The 23,169-nt window shown below is 70.3% G+C and carries 19 protein-coding genes; 8 read left to right on the forward strand and 11 right to left on the reverse strand.

Annotated elements, in window-relative coordinates; translation table 11 throughout:
• Positions 1-167: 167 nt before the first annotated feature.
• Positions 168-1,223 carry a cell division protein ZapE gene (gene zapE / locus FPT20_RS08945; RefSeq protein ID WP_158864515.1) on the reverse strand — a complete coding sequence of 352 codons (1,056 nt, stop codon included), beginning with the start codon at positions 1,221-1,223 and terminating at the stop codon, positions 168-170.
• Between the two features lie 124 nt (positions 1,224-1,347).
• On the opposite strand from zapE, the gene FPT20_RS08950 reads away from it, so the two are divergent.
• On the forward strand, positions 1,348-2,250 hold the full coding sequence (locus FPT20_RS08950) for a sulfurtransferase (RefSeq protein WP_158864517.1): 903 nt from the start codon (positions 1,348-1,350) through the stop codon (positions 2,248-2,250).
• A gap of 28 nt (positions 2,251-2,278) precedes the next feature.
• Positions 2,279-2,719: a SufE family protein gene (locus FPT20_RS08955; protein WP_158864519.1), complete on the forward strand. Its 441-nt coding sequence runs from the start codon at positions 2,279-2,281 to the stop codon at positions 2,717-2,719.
• 8 nt (positions 2,720-2,727) lie between these two features.
• Here FPT20_RS08955 and FPT20_RS08960 read toward each other — a convergent pair whose 3' ends face one another.
• Positions 2,728-3,954 carry an alpha/beta hydrolase family protein gene (locus FPT20_RS08960; protein WP_158864522.1) on the reverse strand — a complete coding sequence of 409 codons (1,227 nt, stop codon included), beginning with the start codon at positions 3,952-3,954 and terminating at the stop codon, positions 2,728-2,730.
• Positions 3,955-4,062: 108 nt separating this feature from the next.
• Here FPT20_RS08960 and FPT20_RS08965 point away from each other — a divergent pair, with 108 nt between their 5' ends.
• The 4 genes from FPT20_RS08965 (at position 4,063) to FPT20_RS08980 (ending at position 9,313) form a co-directional block, all read left to right on the forward strand.
• Positions 4,063-4,671 (forward strand): DUF3000 domain-containing protein, encoded by a 609-nt coding sequence (locus tag FPT20_RS08965; protein ID WP_158864524.1) that lies wholly within the window; start codon positions 4,063-4,065, stop codon positions 4,669-4,671.
• On the forward strand, positions 4,664-5,860 hold the full coding sequence (locus FPT20_RS08970; RefSeq protein WP_158864526.1) for an HRDC domain-containing protein: 1,197 nt from the start codon (positions 4,664-4,666) through the stop codon (positions 5,858-5,860). The genes FPT20_RS08965 and FPT20_RS08970 overlap by 8 nt, the downstream gene beginning before the upstream one ends.
• A gap of 73 nt (positions 5,861-5,933) precedes the next feature.
• Positions 5,934-7,142, forward strand: coding sequence for a thiolase family protein (locus FPT20_RS08975; protein WP_199245731.1), 1,209 nt, complete (start codon positions 5,934-5,936; stop codon positions 7,140-7,142).
• Between the two features lie 5 nt (positions 7,143-7,147).
• Entirely contained in the window at positions 7,148-9,313 is a 2,166-nt protein-coding gene (locus tag FPT20_RS08980; RefSeq protein ID WP_158864528.1) for a 3-hydroxyacyl-CoA dehydrogenase NAD-binding domain-containing protein, read from the forward strand.
• Positions 9,314-9,393: 80 nt separating this feature from the next.
• Here the strand turns inward: FPT20_RS08980 and FPT20_RS08985 are convergent, their stop codons facing one another.
• From FPT20_RS08985 to dut, 7 genes are all read right to left on the reverse strand, one after another.
• Positions 9,394-10,374, reverse strand: a complete 981-nt coding sequence (locus FPT20_RS08985) for an aldo/keto reductase (RefSeq protein WP_158867988.1) — start codon at positions 10,372-10,374, stop codon at positions 9,394-9,396.
• A 221-nt stretch (positions 10,375-10,595) separates the two neighbouring features.
• Positions 10,596-12,548, reverse strand: coding sequence for a 1-deoxy-D-xylulose-5-phosphate synthase (gene dxs / locus FPT20_RS08990; protein ID WP_158864530.1), 1,953 nt, complete (start codon positions 12,546-12,548; stop codon positions 10,596-10,598).
• A 78-nt stretch (positions 12,549-12,626) separates the two neighbouring features.
• A complete protein-coding gene (acnA, locus tag FPT20_RS08995) occupies positions 12,627-15,437 on the reverse strand; it encodes an aconitate hydratase AcnA (RefSeq protein WP_158864532.1) in 2,811 nt (936 codons plus the stop codon).
• Between the two features lie 140 nt (positions 15,438-15,577).
• The gene (locus FPT20_RS09000) at positions 15,578-17,953 is read right to left on the reverse strand and encodes an HAD-IC family P-type ATPase (protein WP_158864534.1); all 2,376 of its coding nucleotides are present in this window, start codon (positions 17,951-17,953) and stop codon (positions 15,578-15,580) included.
• 15 nt (positions 17,954-17,968) lie between these two features.
• A complete protein-coding gene (locus FPT20_RS09005; protein WP_158864536.1) occupies positions 17,969-18,739 on the reverse strand; it encodes a DUF3159 domain-containing protein in 771 nt (256 codons plus the stop codon).
• Positions 18,740-18,747: 8 nt separating this feature from the next.
• Positions 18,748-19,398 carry a DUF3710 domain-containing protein gene (locus tag FPT20_RS09010; protein ID WP_442786481.1) on the reverse strand — a complete coding sequence of 217 codons (651 nt, stop codon included), beginning with the start codon at positions 19,396-19,398 and terminating at the stop codon, positions 18,748-18,750.
• A complete protein-coding gene (dut, locus tag FPT20_RS09015) occupies positions 19,395-19,853 on the reverse strand; it encodes a dUTP diphosphatase (RefSeq protein WP_158864538.1) in 459 nt (152 codons plus the stop codon). Before dut ends, FPT20_RS09010 begins: the two co-directional genes overlap by 4 nt.
• A gap of 39 nt (positions 19,854-19,892) precedes the next feature.
• On the opposite strand from dut, the gene FPT20_RS09020 reads away from it, so the two are divergent.
• Positions 19,893-20,339: a DUF3093 domain-containing protein gene (locus tag FPT20_RS09020; protein WP_158864540.1), complete on the forward strand. Its 447-nt coding sequence runs from the start codon at positions 19,893-19,895 to the stop codon at positions 20,337-20,339.
• A gap of 24 nt (positions 20,340-20,363) precedes the next feature.
• Here FPT20_RS09020 and FPT20_RS09025 read toward each other — a convergent pair whose 3' ends face one another.
• Positions 20,364-20,657, reverse strand: a complete 294-nt coding sequence (locus FPT20_RS09025) for a DUF4193 domain-containing protein (RefSeq protein ID WP_026307201.1) — start codon at positions 20,655-20,657, stop codon at positions 20,364-20,366.
• 205 nt (positions 20,658-20,862) lie between these two features.
• On the opposite strand from FPT20_RS09025, the gene sepH reads away from it, so the two are divergent.
• Positions 20,863-21,996, forward strand: coding sequence for a septation protein SepH (gene sepH, locus FPT20_RS09030; protein ID WP_158864542.1), 1,134 nt, complete (start codon positions 20,863-20,865; stop codon positions 21,994-21,996).
• 29 nt (positions 21,997-22,025) lie between these two features.
• On the opposite strand, the gene FPT20_RS09035 is transcribed toward sepH, so the two are convergent.
• The gene (locus tag FPT20_RS09035) at positions 22,026-23,150 is read right to left on the reverse strand and encodes an alkaline phosphatase family protein (RefSeq protein ID WP_158867992.1); all 1,125 of its coding nucleotides are present in this window, start codon (positions 23,148-23,150) and stop codon (positions 22,026-22,028) included.
• Positions 23,151-23,169 lie beyond the last annotated feature (19 nt).

Here is a 23,169-nt window from a genome sequence, read left to right on the forward strand (position 1 = left end):
GTCGGGGGTCCGGGGGGTTCGGGGTGGAGCCAGTCTGATCGCGAGAGGTTTCGTCAGAACGATGCTCGTGTTTCACCCGTGTTACGCGTTCGCACGTCGTGTAAACACTGTGTTTCGCGGTGCCGGGAATGCGCGGCGCGAGTGATGTGCGCCTCCCTCGACCGGGGCTAGTCGTCGTGCGGCGGCAGTTCGCCCGCGGTCAGGGCGATCATGCGCGAGACGCTGCGGAGGTACTTCTTGCGGTAGCCGCCTCCGAGCATCTCCTCGTCGAAGACCTCGTTGAGGGGCACGCCGGTCTGCACGATCGGGATCTCGGCGTCGTACACGCGGTCGATGAAGGCGACGAGCCGCAGCGCAGCCATCTGGTCGTGGAGCACCTCCACGTCGGAGAGCCCGATGACGTCGATCCCGTCGAGCATCTTGATGTACCGCGACGGGTGGACGGTCGCGAGGTGGGCGATGAGGTCGCGGAAGGCATCGCTCGTCGCCGTCTCGCCGCGGTCCGCCAGCGCACGGAGGACGCGCTGGTACTCCGCCGGCTCGACCGTCAGCGCGCTGCCGGTCGTGTCGCGCCGCCGGTAGTCGAGCCCGTCGATGCGGATCGTCTGGAAGTGCGCGGACAGCGACTGGATCTCCCGCAGGAAGTCGCTCGCCGCGAAGCGCCCCTCCCCCAGCGCGTTCGGCGGCGTGTTCGACGTCGCGGCGATGCGGGTGCCGGAGGCGACGAGCTCGCCGAGCATCCGGGTCATCATCATGGTGTCGCCCGGGTCGTCGAGCTCGAACTCGTCGATGCAGATGAGGTCGGATCCGCGGAGCAGGTCGACGGCCCCCGCGTAGCCGAGCGCGCCGACGAGAGCGGTGTACTCGATGAACGTGCCGAAGTACTTGGTGCCCGGGGCCTCGTGCCACAGCGCGGCGAGGAGGTGCGTCTTGCCGACGCCGAACCCGCCGTCGAGGTACACGCCGGGCTTCATCGCCTCCACCTTGCGCCGGCTGCGGCTGAACAGGCCCGCCGGCCGCTGCGGCTCCCACGCCTTCGCGAACAGCTTGAGCGTGGCCACCGCCTCGGCCTGGGAGGGGTAATCGTGGTCGGGCCGGTACGACTCGAAGGTGGCGTGCTCGAACTGCGAAGGCGGGACCAGGCTGCCGGCGATCTCCGCCCCGGTGATCTGCGGGGAGCGGTCTGCCAGGCGCGGGAGGGCTCCGGTCTTCTCGATCGTCATAGCGGGGTGTGCACCTTTGTGTCGAAGTCTTAACCGGGCCGTTCTTCCCGTCTCGGGCTCCGCGTAGCCTGAGGAGGCGGCCCCGGAGTCGCAGGATTCCAGCCTATCCCGGAGGATGTAGAGCATGACCATCGCAGCTGATCCCTCACCCGACTTCGCCGCCTACGCCCACCCCGAACGACTCGTGAGCACCTCCTGGCTCGCCGACCACCTCGGCGAGCCCGGCCTCGTCGTCGTCGAGTCGGACGAGGACGTCCTGCTGTACGAAACCGGCCACATCCCCGGTTCCGTCAAGATCGACTGGCACACCGATCTCAACGACCCGGTCGTGCGCGACTACGTGAGCCCGGAGCGCTTCGCGGAGCTGCTCGGATCGAAGGGCATCGCGCGCGACACCACGGTCGTCATCTACGGCGACAAGAACAACTGGTGGGCGGCCTACGCGCTGTGGGTCTTCACGCTGTTCGGCCACGAGGACGTGCGCCTCCTCGACGGCGGCCGCGACAAGTGGATCGCGGAGGGACGCGAGCTGACCCGCGAGTCGCCGAGGCCGACGCCGGCCGACTATCCGGTGGTCGAGCGCGACGACCACACCGTGCGGGCGTTCAAGGAGGACGTGCTGGCCCACTTCGGGAAGCCGCTCATCGATGTCCGCTCGCCCGAGGAGTACAGCGGCGAGCGCACCGAGATCCCGGGCTACCCGACCGAGGGAGCGCTGCGGGCCGGGCACATCCCGTCGGCCGCGTCGGTGCCGTGGGCGCGGGCAGCCGCGCCGGATGCGACGTTCAAGCGCCGGCCGGAGCTCGAGGAGGTCTACCTGGGCGGTGCCGGACTCCGCCCCGGCGACGATGTGATCGCGTACTGCCGGATCGGAGAGCGGTCCAGCCACACCTGGTTCGTGCTGACGCACCTGCTCGGGTTCGAGAACGTGCGGAACTACGACGGCTCGTGGACCGAGTGGGGTTCGGCTGTCCGCGTGCCGATCGCCACGGGCACCGAGCCCGGGGAGGCGCCCGCCCCGCGCTGAGGCCGCCGGGGCGACGTAGGCTGGAGGGATGACCGACCTCACCGGCACGCTCGCCGAGATCCGCGACGATTTCCAGGCGCTGGAGCAGAACGACCGCCTCCAGCTCCTCCTGGAGTTCTCGGACGAGCTGCCGGAGCTCCCCGAGCGGTACCGGGAGCACCCGGACCTGTTCGAGCGCGTCGAGGAGTGCCAGGCGCCGGTGTTCATCTTCGTCGAGGTCGACGAGAACGACATTGTTCACCTGTTCGCGACCGCCCCGCGGGAGGCGCCGACGACTCGCGGTTTCGCGTCCATCCTGGTGCAGGGGCTCGACGGGCTGACGAGCGACGAGGTGCTGGCCGTCCCCGACGACTTCCCGCAGACGCTCGGGCTGACCGAGGCGGTCTCGCCGCTGCGGATCAGGGGCATGTCGGCCCTGCTGGGGCGGGCGAAGCGCCAGGTGCGAGAGAAGACAGCCGCCCGGGCGTAGTCCGGCCGTCAGCCGGCGGACGCGGGCTGCGCCGCCTCGGCGGGCACCGTGGCGTCGAGCCAGCTCCGGATGGCGGAGCGCCAGCCCGCCTCGTCGTAGTTCCAGAGCTTCGTGTGGAGCGCGACGGTGAAGGGCACGTAGGTGACGATGTCGCTGCGCACCTCGGCGAGCGCCCGGGAGGCGGCGTCCGGCACGAACCCGTCATCCGAGCTGTGGAGGAGGAGCGTCGGCCGATCGAGGTCGGCCGCGCGCGCCACGAAGTCCATGCTCTTCAGGTCGATGGGCGCGCCCTGGCCGGTGATCGGCCCGCTCCACGTGGCCTCGATGAGCCGCATGGCACCTCGCGTGATCGGGCTCGGGAGGCGCAGGAGGCCGGCCTGGAACTGCAGCGTGTCCACCCAGTCGATGACGGGCGACTCGAGCACGATGCCGGCCACGCTGTCGAGCCGCTCGGAGCGTGTGACGGTCTGCAGCACGACCGCGCCTCCCATCGACCAGCCCATGAGGACGATCCGGCGGGCGCCGTGCTCGAGCGCGTAGCCGATCGCGGCGTCGATGTCCCGCCACTCCGTGCCTCCCAGGCCGTAGCGCCGGTCGGCGCTGTCGGGAGCGTGCCCGTCGTTGCGGTACGACGCGAGGAGGGACGTGAACCCGGCGGCGTGGAACTCGGGGACGGCGCGCAGTCCCTCCTGCCGGGTGGCGCCCCACCCGTGCACCTGGATCGCCCAGCGTCCGTCGTCGGTGCCCTCGGGGGCCGGGAAGAGCCAGGCGGGCGCCTCTCCCAGGTCAGTCGGGACCGAGACGCTCGACACGGGGAGCCCGAGCTCCTCCGGGTCGAGGTGGTAGTAACCGCTGATCCGGGCGCGGCCGGGCCGGAGGTCTCCGTAGACGATCTCCTCCAGTTCCCGGGTGACGGTGCGCTCGCCGAGTTCCAGCAGGCCGCCCAGCCGCGCGTACCCGGTGTCGTGGCCGAAGAAGAGGCCGAACCGTCCGGGCATCGCCGCATCCGGCGTGCGCCGGAGCGTCACGGTGCCCGCGTCGCCGTCCACCCCGATGACGACCTGGTTCTGCGGACGGCGGCGCACCGGCGTGATCACGGTGCGCGCGACCCGTGCGGTCGCCCACGCGGTGCCCGCGGCCGCGGCGAGCGCGATCCCGGTGCCGACCAGGGCGGTGGTCGTGAAGGTCTTGCCGAGGGTCCGGCCGAGGGCCGCGCCGCTGTCAGTGGTCGCCATGATCGCATCGTAGCCGCGGCGCGGGGGGCCGCTCGTGGCGTCCTCAGGACATTCCCGGGCGGCGCGCCTTACATCCCGCTCACGTGAAAGGCTTCTAGTGTTCGTAGCGTGCCGACACCAACCTCCACCCCGCACCAGCCGGCGGTGTTCCGGTCGGCGCTGGAGTCGATCCGCGCCGCCGTCTCCCGCCCGGAGCTCGTGATCGAGGAGATCCCCGCGCCGGGCCAGCTGGCGCCCTACGCCGTCGCCCTCGCCGCGGACGTCCGGCCGGCGCGGCACGCCGCCGACTCCGACCTCGGCACGGGGCGCTTCGTGCTCCTGTACGACCCCGAGGAGCCCGAGGCCTGGGGCGGACCGTTCCGGGTCGTCTGCTTCGCCCAGGCGCCTCTGGAGACCGACATCGGGCTCGATCCATTCCTGGCCGACGTCGCCTGGTCGTGGCTCGTCGACGCGCTGGACGCCCGCGGGGCGCGGTACACCGCCGCGAGCGGCACGGCGACGAAGATCCTCTCCACCGGTTTCGGCGAGCTCGCCGCGCAGGGCGACGGCGCCCAGATCGAGCTCCGCGCCTCCTGGAGCCCGCAGGAGTCCGACCTCTCAGCCCACGTCGAGGGCTGGGGCGAGCTGCTGTGCATGCTGGCGGGGCTCCCGCCCGCAGAGGGGGTCAGCGTCCTCGGGAAACGGCCGGCGGCTCCCCAGGGGACGCCGCGTGCCTGAGCACACGGTCATCGACACGCGGGCGGGCTACCTCGCCGCCGTCGAGCGCATCGCGGGAGGCTCGGGTCCGGTCGCGGTCGACGCCGAGCGCGCAAGCGGCTTCAGGTACTCCCAGCGGGCGTACCTGATCCAGATGTTCCGGCGCGACGCGGGGACATTCCTGTTCGACCCTCCCGCGATCGGCCGCTTCGACGAGCTCGACGCCGCCATCCACGACGACGAGTGGGTGCTCCACGCCGCGACGCAGGACCTCACCTGCCTGCGGGAGGTCGGCCTCGACCCGGCGCGGATCTTCGACACCGAGCTCGCGGCCCGCCTCCTCGGGATGCCGCGCGTCGGCCTCGGCACCGTCGTCGAGGAGCTCCTCGGCATCCATCTCGCGAAGGAGCACAGCGCAGCCGACTGGTCGACGCGACCGCTGCCCGAGCCGTGGCTGAACTACGCCGCTCTCGATGTAGAGCTCCTGCCCGACCTCCGTGACGCCATGGAGGAGCTCCTCCAGCAGGCCGGGAAGGCCGAGATCGCCCGTCAGGAGTTCGCGGACGAGCTCACCCGGGAACTGGTCGTCGTCCGGAGCGAGCCGTGGCGGCGCCTCTCGGGCATCCACTCGATCCGCGGGCTGCGCAACCTCGCCGTCGCCCGCGAGCTCTGGCTCGCCCGCGATGCTCTCGCCCGGGAGCTCGACACCGCACCCGGTCGGCTCGTGCCCGACGCGTCGCTGACCGCCGCCGCGAAGGCCCTGCCGGATTCGAAGCGCGCGCTCGCCTCCCTCCGTGAGTTCACGGGTCGCGCCAGCCGCACCGAGCTCGACCGCTGGTGGGCGGCCATCGAGGCCGGCCGGAGCACCGACGACCTCCCCGTGCTGCGCGGCCCCGGGGACACGCTGCCGCCGCCGCGGTCGTGGTCCGACCGCAACCCGGAGGCCGACGCCCGGCTGAAGGCCGCCCGGGAGGCGATCTCGGCCCTGTCGGAAGAGCGCGCGATCCCCGTCGAGAACCTTCTGACCCCCGAGACGCTGCGCCGCGTTGCGTGGGCTCCCCCGGCCGAGGTCACCCCGGAGACGATCGCCCAAGCACTCCGCGCGCACGGCGCGAGACCCTGGCAGATTGAGGCAACCTCACAGGTGATCGCCCTCGCCTTTGTCGAAAGCACCCAAACGGCCGACGAGGCCCCGGAGGCCGCTTCGTAGGAAGGATCAAACGATTCCTTCCTTCACAGCCGTGTACCTAGGATCGTTCCCGACCTGATCACTGGGAGGCACTGTGGCCGATAAGACCGATGTCGTGTTCGTCGACGGAGTCCGCACTCCGTTCGGGCGGGCCGGCGAAAAAGGGCAGTACTGGAACACCCGAGCGGACGACCTCGCGGTCAAGGCCATCATCGGCCTGCTCGAGCGGAACCCGGCCGTGCCCAAGGAGCGGATCGACGACGTGGCCATCGCCGCCACGACGCAGCAGGGCGACCAGGGCCTGACCCTCGGGCGCACCGCGGCGCTGCTCGCCGGACTGCCCAAGTCGGTCCCCGGATTCGCCATCGACCGGATGTGCGCCGGGGCGATGACGAGCGTGACCACGCTCGGCTCCGGCATCGCGTTCGGCAGCTACGACCTCGTCATCGCGGGCGGCGTGGAGCACATGGGCCGTCACCCCATGGGCTTCGGGGCCGACCCCAACCCGCGCTTCCTGTCCGAGCGGATGGTCGCCGAGGACGCCCTCAACATGGGCATGACCGCGGAGCGCATCCACGACCGGTTCCCCGCCCTCACCAAGGAGCGCGCCGACCGGTTCGCGATGCGCAGCCAGCAGAAGGTCGCCGCCGCCTACGGCGAGAAGAAGCTCCAAGCAGACCTGGTGCCCGTCGCCATCCGCTCGGAGAACGGCTGGGGCCTCGCCACGCAGGACGAGGGCATGCGTCCGGAGACGACGATGGAGGGCCTCGCCACGCTGAAGACCCCGTTCCGCCCCCACGGCCGGGTCACCGCGGGCAACTCCTCCCCCCTCACCGACGGCGCGACCGCGAGCCTCCTCGCCTCCTCCGACGCCGTGAAGGAGTTCGGCCTGAAGCCGAAGATGCGCATGGTGAGCTTCGCGTTCGCCGGCGTCGAGCCGGAGATCATGGGCATCGGCCCGGTGCCCTCGACCGAGAAGGCGCTCCGCAAGGCCGGTCTGACCATCGACGACATCGGCCTGTTCGAGCTCAACGAGGCGTTCGCGATCCAGGTGCTGTCGTTCCTCGACCACTTCGGCATCGACGACGACGACCCTCGGGTCAACAAGTGGGGCGGAGCGATCGCCATCGGCCACCCGCTGGCCGCGAGCGGCGTGCGCCTCATGATCCAGCTCGCCCGCCAGTTCGAAGAGCACCCGGAGGTCCGCTACGGCGTCACCGCCATGTGCGTCGGCCTCGGCCAGGGCGGCACCGTGATCTGGGAGAACCCCAACTACGACAAGCGCGCCGCGCGGAAGGGCTGAACGACGTGACCGACTACAGCACCATCGACTTCAGCCCGCTCGAGGCGATCGCCGACGATGAGGTCGTCACGCACTCGCTCGTCAAGGACATCACCCTGCCGAGCGGCAAGACGCTCGCGCTCGTGACGCTCGACAACGGCCGAGACCACACACGACCCAACACGATGGGTCCCGCGACGCTGCTCGAGCTCGGCCGCACCTTCGACGAGCTCACAGCCCGCGCCAAGCGCGGCGAGATCGACGCGGTCGCCGTCACGGGCAAGCCTTTCATCCTCGCCGCGGGCGCGGACCTCAGCCGCGTGAACGAGATCCCGAGTCTGGAGGTCGCGAAGCTCCTCCCCCAGCTCGGCCACTACGTCCTGGGCAAGCTGGCGACGTTCGGCGTCCCGTCGTTCGTGTTCACGAACGGCCTCGCGCTGGGCGGTGGTGTCGAGATCGGCCTCAACGCCGACTACCGCACGATCGACCGCAACGCCGCTGCGTTCGCGCTGCCCGAGGTGTTCCTGGGGCTCATCCCGGGCTGGGGAGGCGCGACCATCCTCCCGAACCTGATCGGGATCGAGAACGCCCTCAAGGTCGTCGTCGAGAACCCGCTCAAGCAGAACCGGATGCTGAAGCCCCAGGAGGTCTTCGACCTCGGGATCGCCGACGCGATCTTCGACTCGGCCAACTTCCTCGAGGACTCGCTGCGCTGGGCCGACGGGGTCCTGACCGGCGACATCCAGGTCAAACGGCCCAACGAGCCCGGCAAGCTCGAGCGCATGGTCAAGTGGGACGCGGCCATCGGCATCGCCCGCAAGATGCTCGAGTCTCGCATCGGCACCGTCCCGAAGGCGCCGTACAAGGCGCTGGATCTCCTCAAGGCGGCGAAGTCCAACGACCGCGCGGCGTGCTTCGAGCTGGAGGACGAGGCGCTCGCCGAGCTCGTCTCCGGTGACCAGTTCCAGGCCTCCATCTACGCGTTCAACCTCGTGCAGAAGCGGGCCAAGCGACCCGCCGGCGCACCCGACAGGAAGCTCGCCAAGCGGGTCACGAAGATCGGCGTGATCGGCGCGGGGTACATGGCCAGCCAGTTCGCGCTGCTCTTCGTGCGCCGGCTCAAGGTCCCCGTGGTGATCACGGACCTCGACCAGGCCCACGTGGACAAGGGCGTGGCGTACATCCACGACGAGATCGGCAAGCTGCTCGAGAAGGGCCGCATCTCGCCCGACGAGTCCAACCGGCTCAAGGCCCTCGTCACCGGCACCACCGACAAGGCCGACTTCGCCGACTGCGACTGGGTCATCGAGGCCGTCTTCGAGGAGCTCGGCGTCAAGCAGGCCGTGTTCGAGGAGGTCGAGCAGTACCTCTCCGACGAGGCCGTCCTCGCTACCAACACCTCCTCGCTGTCCGTCGAGGAGATCGGGGCCCGGCTCAAGCACCCGGAGCGACTCGTGGGCTTCCACTTCTTCACCCCGGTCGCGGTCATGCCGCTCATCGAGGTCGTGAAGACGCCGAACACCGACGACGCGACGCTGTCCACGGCGATGGTGACCGCTGCGGCGCTCAAGAAGAACGCCGTGATCACGGCCGACACCCCCGGGTTCGTGGTCAACCGCGTGCTGGCGAAGATCCTCGGGGAGGCGATGCACGCCGTCGACGACGGAACCCCGTTCGAGACGGTGGACGAGGCCTTCCAGCCGCTGGGCCTGCCGATGGCGCCCTCGCAGCTGCTCGACCTGGTCGGGCTCACGGTCGGAGCGCACGTGCTCGACACGCATCACGCGGCGTTCCCCGACCGGTTCTATCGCAGCGAGAACCTCCACAAGCTCGCCGAATACGGCACGCTCCTCGAGAAGGACGCCAAGGGCAAGGTGAAGGGCCTCGACAAGGGAGCCGCGAAGATCGTCGCCGGTGGGAAGAATCCGTGGACCAAGGAGGAGATCCTCCGCAGCCTCGAGGACGGCCTCGCCGACGAGATCCACCGCATGCTGGTCGACGACCACGTCGTGGAGGCGCCCGAGGACATCGACCTCTGCATGATCCTCGGCGCCGGGTTCCCGTTCCAGATGGGCGGCATCACTCCCTACCTCGACCGGGTGGGAGCGTCGGAGCGCGTCTTCGGCGACACGTTCCACCACCCGCCGGTCAGGGGCGTGCGTCAGCCGTCGGAGGTCGCTGCTGCGCACTGACGCCGTCACCCGCTGACGCGACGACACGAATCCCCCGGGGCACGGCCCCCGGGGGATTCGTCGTCGAGCGGTGCGCCGGCTCAGCGGTTGAGCGGCGACATGTCGGCGTAGCGATCGCCGACGGGTGCCGCGACCTCATCCAGACGCTTCAGCTGCTCCGGGCTCAGCTCGAGCTCCGCCGCGGCCACGTTCTGCTCCAGGTTCTCGACCTTGGTCGTCCCCGGGATCGGCGCGATGTCGTCGCCCTTCGCCAGCAGCCACGCCAGGGCGACCTGACCGGGCTTCGCGCCCGCCTCCCGCGCCACGGCGTCCACCTGCTCGACGATGCGGATGTTCGCCTCCAGGTTGTCGCCCTCGAAGCGCGGGTTGAAGCGCCGGAAGTCGTCCTCGGAGAGCTGGTCGAGCGAGCGGATCGTGCCCGTGAGGAAACCGCGGCCGAGCGGCGAATACGGCACGAAGCCGATGCCGAGCTCGCGGACGGTCGGGAGGACCTGCGCCTCCGGGTCGCGCGTCCAGAGCGAGTACTCGGTCTGGACAGCCGTCACTGGGTGCACGGCGTCGGCCCGGCGGATGGTCGCGGGTGCCGCCTCCGAGAGGCCGTAGTGCCGGATCTTGCCCTCGTCGATCAGCTCCTTCAGCGCGCCGACGGTGTCCTCGATCGGCGTACCGGGGTCCATCCGGTGCTGGTAGTACAGGTCGATGTGGTCGGTCTGGAGGCGGCGGAGCGACCCCTCCACGGACAGGCGGACGTTCTCGGGCGACCCGTCGAGCCCGCGCTCGTCCTTCTGGCGGTGCAGGATCGTGCCGAACTTCGTCGCGATGACGACGCGGTCGCGGCGGCCACCGGCGAAGGCCTTGGCGAGCAGCTCCTCGTTCTTGTACGGGCCGTAGATCTCAGCGGTGTCGAAGAACGTGACACCGAGGTCCATGGCCCGGTGGATCGTCCGGATGGAGGCGGCGTCGTCCTGCCCGGCTCCGGTGTAGAAGGCGCTCATGCCCATGCAGCCGAGGCCGAGGCGCGAGACTTCGAGGTTCTCTTTTCCGAGGGTGATCGTTGTCAACGTCATACCGCCACGATATGCCCGTGCGCGGTCCGCCGCTCCCGCCCGCCCCTCCCCTGCACATTCGTGCCGAATGCTGTCCATCGCCCCCGCAGAGGCGACATTCGTGACGAATCTCGCCCAAGCCGGGGAGCGAGATTCGGCACGAATGCGGGGTATCGCTGCGGTGGAGGCGACATTCGGCACGAATGTCGGCTCACCGGGGGGAGGGAGAGAGTGGGTCAGGCGCCGCGCTTCTTGGCGTCGACGCCCTGGTCGGCGAGGTCGTCGGCGGGGAGGGGCCGGGCGATGGGGACCCGGCTGCCGAGCACCTGAGCAACGAGGTCGCGCGCGATCTTCTGGGGGGTCAGGCCGGCGTCCTCGAGGATCTCCGAGCGCGAAGCGTGGTCGATGAACTCGTCGGGCAGGCCGAGCTCGTCGACGGCGGTGTCGATGCCGGCGCCGCGGAGGTCTTGCCGGACCCGGGTGCCGATGCCGCCGACGCGGATGCCGTCCTCGATGGTGACCACGATGCGGTGCTCGGCGGCGAGATCGAGGATGCTGCGCGGGACGGGGACGACCCAGCGCGGGTCGACGACCGTCGCGCCGATGCCCTGCGCGGCGAGGCGCTCGGCGACCTTGAGGCCGAGCTCCGCCATCGGGCCGACGGTGACGAGGAGGACGTCCTTGCGGTCGTCCTCGTGGAGCACATCCACCCCGTCGTCCAGCCGTCGCACGGCGGGGATCTCGGGCTGCACCGCGCCCTTCGGGAAGCGGAGCACGGTGGGCCCGTCATCGACCGCGACAGCCTCCCCCAGCTCCTCGCGGAAGCGGGCGGCGTCGCGCGGCGCGGCGAGTCGGATCCCGGGGACCACCTGGAGGATCGCGAGATCCCAGATGCCGTGATGGCTCGGACCGTCCGGACCGGTCACGCCCGCCCGGTCGAGGACGAACGTCACGCCGGCCTTGTGCAGCGCCACGTCCATGAGGACCTGGTCGAACGCGCGGTTCATGAACGTCGCATAGATGGCGACGACCGGGTGGAGGCCGCCGAACGCCAGTCCCGCCGCGCTTGTCGCGGCGTGCTGCTCGGCGATGCCGACGTCGTGGACGCGGTCCGGGAACCGCTCGGCGAATTTGTGAAGCCCGGTCGGCCGCAGCATCGCGGCGGTGATGCCGACGATCTTCGGGTCCTTCTCGGCGAGCCGCACGATCTCGTCGGCGAAGACACCGGTCCAGGAGGGCTTGTGCGATTCCTCGAGCGGCTCCCCCGTCTCCGGGTCGATCTGGCCCACAGCGTGGAACTGGTCGGCCGCATCGCGGAGCGCCGGCTCGTACCCGCGGCCCTTCTGGGTGATCGCGTGGACGATCACGGGCGCGCCGTAGTTCTTCGCCTGCCGGAGTGCCTCCTCCATCGCTTCGATGTCGTGGCCGTGCACCGGACCGATGTACTTGATGTCGAGGTTCGAGTAGAGCGCCTCGTTGTTCGAGAAGCGGCTGAGGAATCCGTGCAGGCCGCCTCGCACGCCACGGTAGAAGGAGCGGCCCGGCGTCCCGAGCCGGTCGAACGCCCGCTGGCTCGACAGGTAGAGATTGCGATACGTGCGTCGCGTGCGAACCGTGTTGAGGAACCGGGCCATGCCGCCGATGGTCGGCGCGTAGGAGCGTCCGTTGTCATTCACGACGATGATCAACCGGCGGTTGTTGTCGTCGGTGATGTTGTTGAGGGCCTCCCACGTCATGCCGCCGGTGAGCGCACCGTCGCCGACCACGGCGATGACGTGGCGGTCGTTCTGGCCGGTCATCTGGAACGCCCGCGAGATCCCGTCGGCCCACGACAGCGAAGACGACGCGTGCGAGCTCTCGACGATGTCGTGCTCGGACTCGGAGCGCTGCGGGTAGCCGGCCAGGCCCCCGCGCTGGCGCAGCTGGGAGAAGTCCTGCCGGCCGGTCAGCAGCTTGTGCACGTACGACTGGTGACCCGTGTCGAACACCACCGCGTCGCGAGGCGAGTCGAAGACCCGGTGGATCGCGATCGTCGTCTCGACGACGCCGAGGTTCGGCCCCAGGTGGCCGCCCGTCTTCGCGACGTTGGCGACCAGGAAGGCACGCACCTCCGCGGCGAGCTGGACCAGTTCGCGGTCCGTCAGCCGGTCGAGGTCGCGGGGACCGTGGATGGTCTCGAGGATGCCCATAGCTTCGAGTGTAGGCGCGCTGCAATGAAGGGAGGCTCGGAACGTGCGGTTCCGAGCCTCCCCTTGACAGCCGCCTGCTTAGACGAGGCTCCGCAGCACGTACTGCAGGATGCCGCCGTTGCGGTAGTAGTCGGCCTCACCGGGTGTGTCGATGCGGACGACCGCGTCGAACTCGACGGTCTGCTTGCCGGCGGCCGAGTACTCGGTCGGTTCGGCGACGACGTGGACCGTCTTCGGCGTGGTCCCCTCGTTCAGCTGCTCGAGACCCGTGATCGAGAAGACCTCGGTGCCGTCGAGCCCGAGCGAGTCGGCCGACTCGCCGGCGGGGAACTGCAGCGGCACGACGCCCATGCCGATCAGGTTCGAGCGGTGGATGCGCTCGAAGCTCTCGGAGATCACCGCGCGGACACCGAGGAGGCTCGTGCCCTTCGCCGCCCAGTCGCGCGACGAGCCGGAGCCGTACTCCTTGCCGCCGAGGACGACGAGCGGGGTGCCCTGCGCCTGGTAGTTCTGGGAGGCGTCGTAGATGAAGGCCTGCGGCCCCTCCGGCTGCGTGAAGTCGCGGGTGTAGCCGCCCTCCACGCCGTCGAGCAGCTGGTTCCGGAGGCGGATGTTCGCAAAGGTCCCGCGGATCATGACCTCGTGGTTGCCGCGGCGCGAGCCGTAGGAGTTGAAGTCCTTGCGGTCGATCCCGTGCTCGGTCAGGTAGCGGCCGGCGGGGCTGTCGGCCTTGATCGAGCCGGCCGGCGAGATGTGGTCGGTCGTGACCGAGTCGCCGAGCTTGGCCAGCACGCGGGCGCCGGTGATGTCGGTGACCGGGTTCGGCTCGAGCGTCATGCCGTCGAAGTACGGGGGCTTCCGGACGTAGGTCGACTTCTCGTCCCACTCGAAGACCGAGCCGGTGGGCGTCGGGAGGGAGGTCCACCGCTCGTCGCCCTCGAACACGGAGGCGTACTCGTGGGTGAACATGCCCTCGTTGATCGACGAGTCGATGGTCTCCTGCACCTCGGTCGCGTCGGGCCAGATGTCCTTGAGGAAGACGTCGTTTCCGTCGGAGTCCTTGCCCAGCGGGTCCACCTCGAAGTCGAAGTTCATCGAACCGGCGAGCGCGTAGGCGATGACGAGCGGCGGGCTCGCCAGGTAGTTCATCTTCACGTCGGGGTTGATGCGGCCCTCGAAGTTGCGGTTGCCGGAGAGCACCGCGGTGACGGCCAGGTCGTTCTCGTTGACGGCCTGCGAGATCTCGTCGAGCAGCGGGCCCGAGTTGCCGATGCAGGTGGTGCAGCCGTAGCCGACCGTGTAGAAGCCGAGCGCCTCGAGGTCCTCGGTGAGGCCTGCCTTCTCGTAGTAGTCGGTCACGACCTTCGAGCCCGGGGCTAGCGTCGTCTTGACCCAGGGCTTCGCCTTCAGGCCCTTCGCCACGGCGTTCCGGGCGAGGAGGCCCGCCGCGAGCATCACGGACGGGTTCGAGGTGTTGGTGCACGACGTGATCGCCGCGATGGCGACGGCGCCGTGGTCGAGGACGAAGTCGCGCCCGTCGGCGAGCTTCACCTCGGTCGGGTTGGAGGCGGTCTTCGGCGCGTGGCTCCGGTGCGTGTGCACGTGGGTGCTGCGGGAGTCCTCCGGGGAGAGCTCGCCCGGGTCGGACGCGGGGAACGACTCCGAGATGGTCAGGTCGACGAGGTCGTGCGAGATGTCGGCGTAGTCGACGAGGTCCTGCTCGAACTGGTTCTTGGCGCGGCTCAGCTCGATGCGGTCCTGCGGGCGCTTCGGCCCCGCGATCGACGGGACGACGGTCGAGAGGTCGAGCTCGAGGTACTCGCTGAACTCCGGCTCGTGCTCCGGGTCGTGCCACAGCTTCTGAGCCTTGGAGTACTCCTCCACGAGCTTGACCTGCTCCTCGCTGCGGCCGGTGAGGCGCAGGTAGTCGAGGGTGACGTCGTCGATCGGGAACATCGCGGCCGTGGAGCCGAACTCGGGGCTCATGTTGCCGATGGTGGCGCGGTTGGCGAGCGGCACCTCCGCGACGCCGGCGCCGTAGAACTCGACGAACTTGCCGACGACGCCGTGCTTCCGGAGCATCTGAGTGATGGTCAGGACCACGTCGGTGGCGGTGACGCCGGCGGGGATCGCCCCGGTCAGCTTGAAGCCGACGACCTTCGGGATGAGCATCGACACGGGCTGGCCGAGCATCGCCGCCTCGGCCTCGATGCCGCCGACGCCCCAGCCGAGCACACCGAGGCCGTTGACCATGGTGGTGTGCGAGTCGGTGCCGACGCAGGTGTCGGGGTAGGCGAGCAGCTCGCCGCCCACCTCCCGGGTCATGGTGACCCGGGCGAGGTACTCGATGTTGACCTGGTGGACGATTCCGGTACCCGGCGGGACGACCTTGAAGTCGTCGAACGCGGTCTGGCCCCAGCGGAGGAACTGGTAGCGCTCCCCGTTGCGCTCGTACTCGATGTCCGTGTTGCGCTCGAGCGCGTCCGACCGGCCGAAGAGGTCGGCGATGACGGAGTGGTCGATGACCATCTCGGCCGGGGCCAGCGGGTTGATCTTGGCCGGGTCGCCGCCCAGGGCCGAGACCGCCTCGCGCATGGTGGCGAGGTCGACGATGCAGGGGACGCCGGTGAAGTCCTGCATGATGACGCGGGCCGGCGTGAACTGGATCTCGGTGTCGGGCTCGGCCGACGGGTCCCACGAGCCGAGCGCCTTGATGTGCTCGGCCGTGATGTTCGCGCCGTCCTCCGTGCGGAGCAGGTTCTCGAGGAGCACCTTCAGGCTGAACGGGAGCCTCCGGTACCCGTCGACGGAGTCGATCCGGAAGATCGTGTAGTCCTTCGACCCCACGCTGAGGGTGCTCTTCGCACCGAAGCTGTTCACTGCTGACACAATGCCCTCTCCTTCATCGGCAGGCGATGTTCGCGCACGCCTTGTCCATCCTCGTCGTCCGCCGGAGCGTTCTTCCAGCAAGGCAAGCCTAAGTCTTCCAGGCGGATATTTATCTCGACGTCAAGATAAATCTAGCACGGTCAGACCCGGTCGAAGACCAGTCCCCGCCGTTTCGCGAACCGGTAGAAGACCTCGATGCCGACCGCCCCCACGGCGCCCACCGCGATGCCCCAGAGAAGGGAGAGGTCGAGCTGCAGATGCATCATGAAGAACTCCGCCGTGGACGGCACGACGCACACCAGGGCGAAGACCCCGGCGACGGCGCCGAGGAGCGCCCAGCGCCAGGCGGTGAGCGGGCGCGTGAGCACGCCGAGGATCCAGAGCGACACGCAGAACAGGGCCACGGTCGTCACGCTGCGGGCCTCGTGCAGCGGGATCGACCGGTGCAGCGGGGCGTACGCCGCGATCGCCGTCGCCCCGGCGATGAGGCCCGTGGGGACCGAGTACCGGAGGATGCGGTGCAGCACGCCGGGCGTGTAGATGCGGCGGTTCGGCGCGAGCGCCAGGAAGAACGAGGGGATGCCGATGGCGAGCGTCGAGACGAGCGTCAGCTGGCGCGGCAGGAAGGGGAACGGCCACAGCAGGACTGCGCTCACGAGGGCGAGGAGGATCCCGTAGGTCGTCTTCGCCAGGAAGATGTTCGAGACGCGCTCCACGTTGGCGATCACGCGGCGTCCGGACGCGAGGACGTTCGGCAGCCGGTCGAACCGGTCGTCGAGGAGGACGACCCGCGAGACGGCCTTCGTGGCGGCCGTTCCGCTGCCCATGGCGATGCCGAGGTCGGCGTCCTTCACGGCCATCGCGTCGTTGACGCCGTCGCCCGTCATCGCGACGGTGCGGCCCGCCTCCTTGAGCAGTCGTACCGCCGCGCGCTTCTGGTCGGGGCTGACCCTCCCGAGCACGCTCGCCGAGGCCAGCGCTTCGGCGAGCTCCTCGTCGGTGTGCAGTGTCGACGCGTCGATGGTGGCACCCTCGAGCCCGAGCGAACCGGCGATGGCCGCGACGGTGACCGGGTTGTCGCCCGACATCACGACGACGCGGACGGACTGCTCGGCGAAGTACCGCAGGGTCTCCGGGGCCTCGGGACGCAGGTCCTCCCCCAGCACCACGAGGAGGGCCGGCTCGACGGGTGTCCCGCCGAGCGGCGCGTGAGCGCCCTCGGGGAGACCGCGCGGGGCCCGGCCGAGGGCGAGGACGCGCCTCCCGGTCGCGGCGATCGCCATCGCGCGCTCGAGCGGCTCCGGGTGTCCCTCGAGGACCCGCTCGGGTGCTCCGAGGACCCAGGAGGTCTCGGCACCGTCGACGGTCATCGTGAGGCCGCTGTACTTCGTGGCCGAGCTGAACGGGATGCGGCGGCCGACCCGGAACCGGTCGCTCCGGAACCGCGACCCGAGGATCCCCGAGGTGGCGTTGCCGGCGTCGTCGGCGCCGAAGGCGGCGAGCGCCGTCTCCGCGAGACGCGGGTCGACTCCCCCGGGGAGCTCCTCCACACCGTGGAGCGTCAGCTCGCCCGAGGTGAGGGTCCCGGTCTTGTCGAGGCACAGCACGTCGACGCGAGCCAGGACCTCCACGGCGGCCAGCTCCTGCACGAGGACCTTGCGCGAGGCGAGCTGGATCGCTGCGACGCCGAAGGCGAGGCTCGTGAGGAGGACCAGCCCCTCGGGGATCATGCCGACGACCGCGGCGACGGCATCGAGGAGGGCGCGCCGCCACCCGTCGCCCGCGAACAGCGTGGCGAACCCGCCGTAGGTGAAGACCCGCCCGACGAGCGTGATCAGGATGAGGGGACCGAGCAGCCACGAGAGGTAGACGAGGATGCGGTTGGTCGCCTCCCGGAGCTCGGAACGCACGAGCGAGTGCTTGCGGATCTCGCTGGTGAGACGGCTGGCGTACGAGTCGGCGCCGACCGCCGTCACGACGGCGAAGCCGGTTCCGCTCGCCACGTGCGAGCCCGACAGGAGGAGCGCCCCGTCGTCCTTGAAGACGGGGTCCGACTCGCCCGTCAGCATCGACTCGTCGAGGGACAGCCCGGTGCTCTCGACGACCGTGGCGTCCGCGGGGATCTGGTCGCCCGGGCGCAGGACGAGCAGGTCGTCGAGGACCACGTCCTCCAGGGCGACCGTGACCACCTCGCCGTCGCGCCGGACCCGGCTGTGCGGGGCCGCGAGCAGGGCGGCGCGGTCGAGCACGCGCTTCGCGCGGTACTCCTGCACGATGCCGATCAGCGCGTTGACGACGACGATTCCGAAGAAGAAGCCGTCGCGGAGGTCGCCGAGGAGGAGCACCACGACGAAGCACGCCGTCAGGATGCCGTTGAACAGCGTGAAGATGTTCTCGCGCAGGATGTCGGAGACCGACCGGGAGCTCGGCTGATGCTGGGTGTTGACCCGGCCGTCCTCACGGCGACGGGCGACCTCGGCGGTGCTCAGCCCCTCCCTGATCCCCTCGCTCAGCATCCGCCGTGACCCCGACTAGTCGCCGGCCCGGCCGGGGCCGGCCTCGGGTCTGGGCTTCGAACCCGGGTCCGGGAACTGCTGCTTCACGACGAACCAGGTCACGAGCAGCAGGGGCGCATAGAGCGGGACGCCCATCAGCAGCTTCGTGAGCGCGAGGGCGCTCGTCGCGGCGTCGGTGTGCGCGAGGTAGAGCGGAACCTGGACCAGCAGGCGCGCCGCGAAGAGCAGGAGCCAGAGGAAGGTCAGCGCCTGCATCACCCGGAACTTCGCGCGGATCGACCGCCATGCGACGCCGTCGCCCATGAGATACCCGGCTGCCAGTCCGATGATGGGCCAGCGGACGAGCATCGAGATGAGGAGCGCCGCGGCGTACGCCGCGTTCGTCCAGATGCCGAGGAGGAAGTTGTCCTCGCCGCGGCCCGTGATGAGCGCCAGGATGGCGGACAGCCCGACCCCGATGAGCCCGGCGATGGCCTGTGTCACCGGCGTGCGCCCGACGAGGCGCAGAGCGGTGAAGACCACCGCGACGAGCACGGACAGACCGATCGACAGCGGGACGCTCTGCGTGAACGTGAAGACGATGAGGAAGACGAGGCCCGGGAGGACCGTCTCGCAGAGCCCGCGGATGCCGCCGAGAGCGCCGAGGAGCGCCCGGCCCGTGGGGGCCTCGTCGCCGGCGAGCCGCCCCAGGGCGGAGCGACGGGCCGCGGCGGCGATGCTCTCGGAGAGACCTGCGGGAGGCACGCCCTCCGAGTCCCTCTGCGGCGGGGTCCGATCGTCCGTCATGGTGCGCCTCAGAGCGAGGAGTAGCCGCTGTCCGGACCGGTGGCCGGCGCCGCCGGCATGCGGAGCGGGATCAGATCGCGCGGAGGCATGGGCACCGACCCGCGGACGACGACGATGCTGCGGAACAGGTCCTCCACCAGGGCCGCCGCCTCCGGCTTCACGGCGGCGTCGCCCGCGATGACGCCGCGGAGGAACCAGCGCGGGCCGTCCACGCCGATGAACCGCGCGACACGGGTCTCGCCGGGGGCGCCCTGCGGTGCGGCGACCGGGATCTCGGCGACGAGTTCGGGGCCGAACGCGCCGTCGCGCTCGGTGACCCGGCCGCCCTGCCGCTGGACCTGGTCCGCGATCTGCTCGCGGATCTCATGCCAGAGACCGGTGGAGCGCGGCGCCGCGAACGGCTGGACCTGGAGGGTCGACCCGGCGTAGTCGAGCCCGACGGCCACCACCCGTTGCGACTCCTCCTCGACCTCGAGGCGGAGGTGCAGACCCTCGCGCGGCAGGATCTTGACGCCCCCGAGGTCGACGTACGGGCGGACCGCGTTGGCCTCGCTCTCGTCGAGCGGGCCCTCGGTGGCGCGGTCCTCGGGCGCCGACTTCTCGGTCGCTCCGGAGACGTCGCGTCCCTCCAGCTCGCCGGGGGTGGTGCTGTCGCTCACGCGTGTTCTCCTGACTGGGTCACTGTGTAGCCGGACGAGCCGAAGCCCGCGGTGCCGCGGTGGCTGTCCGGCAGGGCGTCGACGGGGATGAACCGGGCGCGCGTGACCGGCATGACGATCAGCTGGGCGATCCGGTCGCCGACGGCGATATCGTACGGCATCGACCTGTCCGTGTTCAGGAGGGTCACCCGGATCTCTCCGCGGTATCCCGCGTCGACCGTGCCCGGGGCGTTGACGATCGTGATGCCGTGCTTCATCGCCAGTCCGCTTCGCGGGACCACGAAGGCGGCGTACCCCTCCGGCAGCGCGATCGAGACGCCGGTCGGCATCGTGAAGCGCTCCCCCGGCCCGAGCGTGACGGCCTCGGCGGCACTCAGGTCGGCGCCGGCATCGCCCGGGTGGGCGTAGACGGGGAGGCGGGAGGCGATGATCGGCAGGTCGACGGAGTCGGTCACGTGTCGAGGCTAATGCAGAAGTCTGATCGAATAGGGGGCATGGACCTGTACCGCGAACGGCTCTGGGCGACTCCCTGGCTCTTCATCTCCACGCTGCTCGTCATCCCGGCGGTGATCCTGGTGTTCGCGCCGATCAACCTCGCGGTCGGGATCGTCCTCGGCATCGCGTTCTACGTCGCGTTCGTCGTCTTCCTGCTCGCCACCGCGCCGACGATCCGCGTGACGAAGGAGGAGCTCGTGGCGGGCCGTGCGAGCATCCCGCTCCGCTTCGTCGGGGAGCCTCGCGCCTTCCGCGGCGACGCCGCCGTGCTCGAGCGCGGCCAGCGGCTCGACGCCCGCGCGTGGCTCCTCATCCGCGGGTGGGTGAAGCCGGTCGTGAAGATCCCGGTCCTCGACGCGGACGACCCGACGCCGTACTGGCTCCTGTCAACAAGAAACCCGGACCGTCTGGTCCGGGTTCTCGATGAGGCCCGACTCGCGTCGTAGCCGTGCGGTGCTCGGGGTGCGCTGTTACGCGGCGCACTCCACGCAGATCGGTCCGAGCTTCGTCTCGTGGTCGATCTGGGAGCGGTGCTTGACCAGGAAGCAGTTCACGCAGGTGAACTCATCCGCCTGGGGGGGCAGCACGACGACGTCGAGGTCGAGGTCCGAGAGGTCGGCGCCGGGGAGCTCGTACCCGCCCGGGTTGTCGGCGTCCTCGACGTCGACCACCCCGGACATCTTGTCCGGAACTCGCTCCTTGAGGGCCTCGATCGACTCGGAGTCGTCCTCGGTCTTCCGCGGTGCGTCGTAATCCGTTGCCATGCCCATCCACTTCTCGTACGTAACGGCCGATTCTCGCAATCGGCGGCCATAGTTTGCATCAAGCGCACCCGAATAGCAAAACCATGGAGGTGCCTCTCAGCGACTGCTCGGTCATCAACTTCCGGCACGCCCTGCGTATTCCCCGTAAAGCCCCCTTTCTCGTGGCATCCTGACCGTCGTACGCACGAGCTCGGAAGGCATCCACATGCAGGATTTGAAGGTCATCGGGGTCGAGAACGGCGCGCTCGTCGCCGTCGGCGACGACGGTGAGCGATTCCGCATCGCCGTCGACGAGGCCTTGCAGTCGAAGGTCAGGCAGGTGAGGCAGCAGGCCTCCGCGCAGGGACCCAAGCTGTCCCCCCGCGAGATCCAGGCCCACATCCGCTCCGGCATGTCCGCGGAGGACGTCGCCGCGGTCACCGGCGCGCCGCTCGACTACGTTCAGCGCTTCGAGGGCCCGATCGTGGCCGAGCGCGAGCACATCGTCGCCAGCGCTCTCAGCGTGCCCGTCCACACTGCGGACAGCGTCGACCCGCTCGGCGAGGGCGACACGTTCGGCTCGGTCATCCGCGACCGCCTCGCCTCCCTGGGCGTCTCGGGAGAGCGGTGGGCGAGCTGGAAGGACAGCGAGACCGGCTGGATCGTCAAGCTCGAGTTCACCGCCGACACGATCGATCACGATGCGCGCTGGTCGTACGACGCGCGCAAGCACGCGCTCGCCCCGATCAACTCGGAGGCGACCACGCTCTCGCAGGCGGGTGAGCTGCGCGGAGGCGCCCTCATCCCGAGGCTGCGCGCCGTGCTCCCCCACGAGGGCGAGCCCGACACCTCCCGGTTCGACAGCGGCGCGTTCAGCTTCCCGGAGCCGATCGCCGACCTCGCCGGCCCCGAGATCACCATGCCCATCGAGCCACTGCCCCCGGCGCGACCGTTCTCCGGCAACAACTCGATCGCCCCGTCGGCCATCAAGCGCGCCGACGAGACGCCTCCGCGCGATCTGCACCAGACCGCCGACCTGCTGGAGGCGCTGCGCCGCCGCCGGGGCGAGCGGGAGGCGGCGAGCTACGAAGACGAGGCCGCACCGGCGCTGCACCCCTCCGCGCGTCCGGTCCGGATCCTGGATGAGCCGCTGACGCTGCCCGAACCCGAGGGCCGCCCTCAGCCGCCGCTCGACGAGCCGATCCTTCCGGCTCCCGCGCCCGCGGCCCCGCCGGCCACCCCGACATCGTCGCTCAACGATTCCGGACCGCAGCCGTCCAGCCGCAAGAAGGGCCGCGCGGCGATGCCGAGCTGGGACGAGATCGTGTTCGGCGCCCGGACGGACGACGACCTGGCCTGAGCCGCCCGCATTGCGTCAGGCGCTGCGCCTCAGGCCGCTGCGCCGAACCGCAGCAGGGGTACGCGCGTCTCCTCCGGGGTGAGCGAGCCGTGCTGCCCGATCATCGTGCGTCCGGTCCGCGCTGCGTCGCGGGAGTCGTAGTAGGCGATCCGCTTGCGCGCCGCCACCAGCACGTCGCCGATGCGCGGCCCGACCTCGGCGTCGATCACCGGGCCGAACCAGCCCGCCGCGATGGCCTCGGCGCGAGTGGCGACCCAGGAGCGGTCTCCCTCCACCTCGCGCCACCGGCCTGCGATGCGATCGACCTGCTCGGGTTGCTCGGCATAGAGATGGAGGAACCGGGGCTCGCCCGCGATCGCGGCCACCCCCTCCAGCAGGGACGGCGCGGTGTCGAACAGGACGTGCCCGCTCTCCGGCACGTCGACGATGCCGTGGTCGGCGGTGAGCAGTACAGCCTGCCTCGGGCCGAGCCCTCGAACGAAGGCCGCGACGAGCGAGTCCAGCGTCTCGAGCGCAGCGGTCCACTCGGGCGATTCCCATCCGCGGGCGTGCGCCAGCTGGTCGAGTTCGGCCACATAGAGATAGGTGAGCGCCGGCCCGCTCGTCCGCAGGACCTCGGCGCCGAGGTCGAAGCGATCCTGCATCGTCCGTCCGCCCGTGAACTCGGCTCCGCGCAGCACCGCGGCCGTGAATCCGGACCCCTCGTATTTCGGTAGCCCGATCGCCCGCGCGTGTACACCCTGCGCGGCCGCGTCCTCGAACACTGTCCGCGAGCGCTGCCAGCTCTCGGGCGGCATGAGGTCGTCCCAACCGCTCAGCTGGTTGGTCAGCCTGCCCGCGTCATCCCGGACGCGGTAGCCGACCATGCCGTGCCGGCCGGGGGAGGTGCCTGTCGTCAGGGTGGTGAGCGCCGCTGCGGTCGTGGTCGGGAAACCGGCGTCGATCGTCGTCGCCTTGCCGAGCAGCGGCGCCAAGGCGCGGGCATGGCCGGCGCGGGCCCTCAGGGCGGCCGCACCCAGGCCGTCGACCACGACGACGACGACGTGATCGAGCGCCGGGAGCCCCAGGTCGTTGCGCTCCCCGCTCAGAGCGGCGAGGGAGCTCGGCAGAACCGTGGCGAGGCTCACGGGCGTCGAGAACGCCGCCGGTAGCATGGAGGACATCCGGCCCAGT

Source organism: Leifsonia sp. AG29, from assembly GCF_009765225.1.
GTDB lineage: Bacteria > Actinomycetota > Actinomycetes > Actinomycetales > Microbacteriaceae > Leifsonia.

Coding starts and splice junctions, on each gene's coding strand:
- zapE (WP_158864515.1), bottom strand. CDS start 1,223: ATGACGATCGAGAAGACCGGAGCCCTCCCGCGCCTGGCAGACCGCTCC.
- FPT20_RS08950 (WP_158864517.1), top strand. CDS start 1,348: ATGACCATCGCAGCTGATCCCTCACCCGACTTCGCCGCCTACGCCCAC.
- FPT20_RS08955 (WP_158864519.1), top strand. CDS start 2,279: ATGACCGACCTCACCGGCACGCTCGCCGAGATCCGCGACGATTTCCAG.
- FPT20_RS08960 (WP_158864522.1), bottom strand. CDS start 3,954: ATGGCGACCACTGACAGCGGCGCGGCCCTCGGCCGGACCCTCGGCAAG.
- dxs (WP_158864530.1), bottom strand. CDS start 12,548: ATGGGCATCCTCGAGACCATCCACGGTCCCCGCGACCTCGACCGGCTG.
- FPT20_RS09000 (WP_158864534.1), bottom strand. CDS start 17,953: ATGCTGAGCGAGGGGATCAGGGAGGGGCTGAGCACCGCCGAGGTCGCC.
- FPT20_RS09005 (WP_158864536.1), bottom strand. CDS start 18,739: ATGACGGACGATCGGACCCCGCCGCAGAGGGACTCGGAGGGCGTGCCT.
- FPT20_RS09020 (WP_158864540.1), top strand. CDS start 19,893: ATGGACCTGTACCGCGAACGGCTCTGGGCGACTCCCTGGCTCTTCATC.
- FPT20_RS09025 (WP_026307201.1), bottom strand. CDS start 20,657: ATGGCAACGGATTACGACGCACCGCGGAAGACCGAGGACGACTCCGAG.
- sepH (WP_158864542.1), top strand. CDS start 20,863: ATGCAGGATTTGAAGGTCATCGGGGTCGAGAACGGCGCGCTCGTCGCC.
- FPT20_RS09035 (WP_158867992.1), bottom strand. CDS start 23,150: ATGCTACCGGCGGCGTTCTCGACGCCCGTGAGCCTCGCCACGGTTCTG.